This is a genomic window from Pseudonocardia sp., from assembly GCF_035305885.1.
In the GTDB taxonomy this organism is placed as follows: domain Bacteria; phylum Actinomycetota; class Actinomycetes; order Mycobacteriales; family Pseudonocardiaceae; genus Pseudonocardia.
The window spans coordinates 1-4,186 of record NZ_DATGOP010000062.1 but is presented as its reverse complement, the minus strand read 5'-3'; the positions used below and the strand labels follow the sequence as shown (position 1 = coordinate 4,186).

Annotated in this window: 3 protein-coding genes and 1 pseudogene; 2 read left to right on the top strand and 2 right to left on the bottom strand. The window is 76.2% G+C overall.

What is annotated here, in order from left to right:
- A pseudogene (locus VKZ81_RS12450) lies at positions 1 to 949 on the top strand (hypothetical protein); the annotation flags it as partial.
- Positions 950 to 1,130: 181 nt separating this feature from the next.
- On the top strand, positions 1,131 to 2,831 hold the full coding sequence (locus VKZ81_RS12445) for a hypothetical protein (RefSeq protein WP_324241666.1): 1,701 nt from the start codon (positions 1,131 to 1,133) through the stop codon (positions 2,829 to 2,831).
- Here the strand turns inward: VKZ81_RS12445 and rlmC are convergent.
- Positions 2,798 to 3,970, bottom strand: a complete 1,173-nt coding sequence (gene rlmC, locus VKZ81_RS12440; RefSeq protein ID WP_324241665.1) for a 23S rRNA (uracil(747)-C(5))-methyltransferase RlmC — start codon at positions 3,968 to 3,970, stop codon at positions 2,798 to 2,800. The genes VKZ81_RS12445 and rlmC overlap by 34 nt on opposite strands.
- Positions 3,971 to 3,995: 25 nt before the next feature.
- On the bottom strand, positions 3,996 to 4,186 hold a 191-nt coding region (locus VKZ81_RS12435), incomplete at its 5' end, for a M15 family metallopeptidase (protein WP_324241664.1).

The following is a 4,186-nucleotide window of genomic DNA, read 5'->3' as shown; positions in this document are numbered from 1 at the left end:
CTACCTCAAGGGCCGCATGCTGCCCCGCCGCCAGCACCGCCTCGAGGTCCACATGGACTCCTGCGCCGACTGCACCCGCGCCTTCATGGACGTCCGCGAGGTCTCCTGGATGCTCCGCGACCTCGGCCAGCACCTCGTCGCGGCGATGGTGGTGACCGGCTCGGCAGGCGCTGCGGGCGCTGCCGGCGGCGTAGCGGCGGGGACGACCCGTAGGAGCCCCGACAAGAAGCCCGGCCCCAAGGAGCTCGCCGCCGTGGCCGGTGTGCTGCTGGTGCTGGGTCTCGGCGGCGTGGCTGCCGCGATGATCGCGAGCCAGGCGGACCGCCCGCCCGCCGAGGCGGGTCAGGTCGTCGACGGCGGAGCCGCGGGCGGGGGCGCCGGTGACGGAGCGGCCGGAGACGATGCCGCGGCACCGCCCGCGGACGAGACCGATCCGTCCGACGAGACCGACACCGCGCCCGAGGTGCCACCCGCCGACACCCCGCCGCCCGCGGCAGCCCCGCCGTCGTCCGGCGACGGTGCACCGGCGACCGGTTCCGGCGCGCCGTCGACCGGTTCCGCGGAGCCTGCGCCGGTCGACACCGCGCCCGATCCGGTGACGCGGCCCGCGCCGGAGCCCGGGGACGGGGCCCCGGCGACGGGCGGGCCGGCGCCCGGAGGCGACTCCGACGCGGGCACCGACGAGCCGCCGGTCGTCGCGGAACCCGAGGTTCCCGCCCCGCCGCAGACACCGGAGCCCCCTGCCCCGACGGCCCCGGCCGAACCGGAGGAGCCCGCGCCGCCGCAGACCCCCGGCCTCGGGTCGGCGCTGACCGGCCTCCTGGCGAGCCTCGGTCTCTCGGGCCTGCCGGGCGTCAACCTGATCGGCATGACGCTGGACCAGCTCTGGGCGTTGCTGTTCGGCACGACCACGCTCCCGCCGACCGTTCAGCCCCCGGCCGCCGGCTGATGGACGCGAGGGCCCCTGACCGGTCCCGCTCGTCGTCGTGCACGCGCACGGATCACCCCGCCTCGAGCGGGGTGATCCGTGCGCGGCTCTTCCCCTGGCGCCCGCTCTCTGGGAGCATGCACGCCCGGGGACTCGCGTACGCGACGTGGACCGCCTCGGGGCGGAAGGGGGCGTCGTGGCCGTGACCAGCGATCTGGCACAGTGGGCCGCGCACCGCCGCGCCGTCGTCGCGACGGTCGCCCGCAGGGTCCCGGGCGTCGACCCCGAGCTCGCGGCGAGCCGCGGGCTCGAGATGCTGTGCGCCGAGCTGCTCCGGGCGGGCTGCGTCGACGACCCGGTCGCGTTCTGGACCGCTGCCGCGCTCGACGTCGCGGAGGCCGTCGCGCAGGACGACACCGCTCCCCCGGCGACGACGCCGGACGAACCACCCGTCCGCACGGTCGACCTCGAGGTCCTCGGCTCGGCGCTCGGTCGGCTCTCGACAGCCGAGCGACAGCTCCTCTGGGACCACCACGTGTCCTCCCGGCCGGTCGCCGCGATCGCTGACGACATCGGCCTCCTGCCCTACGCCGCGCGCCGCCGGCTACGCCGCGCCGAGAACCGCCTCGCGAGCAGCGTGGCGGAGACACATGCCGACGCGGCGGACGGTGCGGAGTGCCGGCGCACCCGTGCCTCGCTGCACGACTTCGTCCGCAACCGGCTCCTGCCCCACCGCCGGCAGGAGGTCGAGGACCACATGGTCCGGTGCGCGGGCTGTACTCGCGCCTTCGTCGACGTCCGGGAGTCGTACTGGATGCTGCGCGCTGCCGCGCCGGTGCTGCTGCTCGGCGCCGCCGCCGCGCCGAGCGGTGCGGGCGCCACGGCGGGAGCCGGCGCCGCGGCGGGGGTCGCGGGCTGGTTCGCCTCGGTCGGGACGCGCGCGGCGATCGTGCTGCGGAGCGCGTTCACCGACCCCACGACGCTCGCCGCGACCGTGGCAGGCGGGCTCGTCGTGTCGACCGCCGTGGGGGCCGGGAGCGTCGCGGGCACCGTGGGCGCACCGCTGTGGGAGCCCGGCACGGTGAACGTCGAGGCACCGGACCACCGGACCGCGGGCGACGCACGCCAGGGTGCCGCACCCCGCAGCGCCGGCACCGACCCGGCGGATCTGCCCGGCCCCCAGGCGTTCGTCCCACCCGGCCTGGCGAGGGCGGGGCTCACGGCGAACCGCACGGGGACGTCCGGCAGCATCCCCCCGGGACTGACCGCCACCGACGGCGTGCCGCCGGGTCTCACCGCGACGGACGGCGTGCCGCCGGGGCAGGCGAAGGACGACGAGACGGACCGCGCGGACGACGGTAGCGCCGCGCCCCCCGGCCAGGCCACGAAGGACGGCATCCCGCCGGGGTTGGCGAAGAAGGACGGCATCCCGCCGGGGCTGGCGAAGAAGGACGGCATCCCGCCGGGCCAGGCCAAGAAAGAGGAGGCCCCGCCCGGCCAGGCCACGAAGGGGTCCACTCCCCCGGGCCAGACGAAGAAGGACACGGGGCAGGGCGCCCCGAACCGGGTGCCACCGGGCCAGGCGAAGAAGGACACGCCCCCGGGCCAGGGTGGGCCGGACAAGACTCCGCCGGGTCAGGCGAAGAAGGGGCAGGCAGGATCGCACGACGCCACGGCTCACGACCCGGCCGAGGTCGGGACAGGCCGCCGGTCGCACACCCGGGACGGATACGGCGCGGGGCCGGGCGCGCACCGCGCCGTGCCGACCGCCGGCGACGAGGGACACCGCGGCGACGACGGCGCGCGCCGCGCTGACCACGGGGACGGCCGCACCTCGTCGGGCGACGACCACCGGGGCCGCCCGGACGGTCACGAGCGCGCGAGGAGGACCAGCACCTCGTAGTGCGAGGTCTGCGGGAACATGTCGAGCAAACGGCCGCGCACCGGCCGCAGCGAGGGCATGGCGGCCAGGTCGCGGGCGAGCGTGGTCGCGTTGCAGCTCGAGTACAGCACGTGCTCGATCCCGGACGACTCCAGCCAGCCGGCGAGCTCCGCTCCGATGCCGCGGCGAGGCGGGTTCACGATCACCATCTCCGGTAGCTCGCGCGCGTCCGGGCCCACGGCGAACGCGGTGGCGTCACCGGCCGCGAACTCGACGTCGCGGAACCGGTCGCCGTCGGCCCCTGCTCGAAGGCGCTCCGCCGTGCCCGAGGCGGCCACCACCGCCTCCGCGCCGATCTCGATGCCTGTGATCGCGCGCCCCGGTGCCGCGCAGTGCAGCGCGAACCCGCCGACGCCGCAGTACAGGTCCCAGAGGCTCGCGGGCCCCACCTCGTCGACCCAGGCCCTGGCCTGCCGGTACAGCTCGGTCGCGACGACGGTGTTGGTCTGGAAGAAGCTCTGGGGACGCAGGTCGAGCGTGATGTCGTCGATGCGCATCGGGAGCGTGGTCCGCTCCGTGAGGGGGATCTCCAGGTCGCCCTCCAGGACGGCGGCGTGCGCCGGCTGGATGTTGACGGACGCGACGGCGAGGGCAGGCAGCGCGGCCCGCAGCCAGGGCAGGTGCTTGCGGATGCGCGTGACGGCCTCCTGGGAGCGCAGCACGAAGCGCACCATCAGCTCCCCGTCGGGCGAGAGGGTGACGAGCAGGTACTTGAGCTCGCCGCGCTGCTGGGCCCGCTTGCCGCGGCCGGACACCTGGTACGGCTCGAGGTTCGCGCGGGTGACGAACGCGGCCAGCGGCCCGAACGACGCCTGGAGCGCCGCGGGGTAGAGACCGCAGTCGGTGAGGTCGACGCCACGCCCGGCCCCGTCGAGGATGCCGAGCACCGGCGCCGCCGCGGTACCGCTGACCACCATCTTCGCCTTGTTCCGGAAGCCGCTCTCCGCGCCGGTGACGGCGGGCAGCCAGGTCAGGCCCGTCGAGACGGGGTCGAGGAGGGCGGCGACGTGCCGCTCCTTGTCGAGCACCTGGGTGGGGTAGTCGATCTCCAGGAGGGTGCAGGAGTGGCAGCGGCCGGCGTCGTAGTGAGGGCACTGCACCGACCCATTATCCCGTGCGCCGCGGTCAGCCGACGAACTCGAAGTGCCAGGGCTCCTCACGACCGCCGCCCGCGCGTGCCCACTCCGGGTGCACCCAGCCCTGCGCCGGGCCGTGCGCGGCGAGCCACGCGAACTCGGGCTGCCCGAACCGGAAGCCGTCGTCCACCGGGACGTCGACGGCGACCGCCAGGCCGTGGTTCGAGGTGCCCGGTGCCG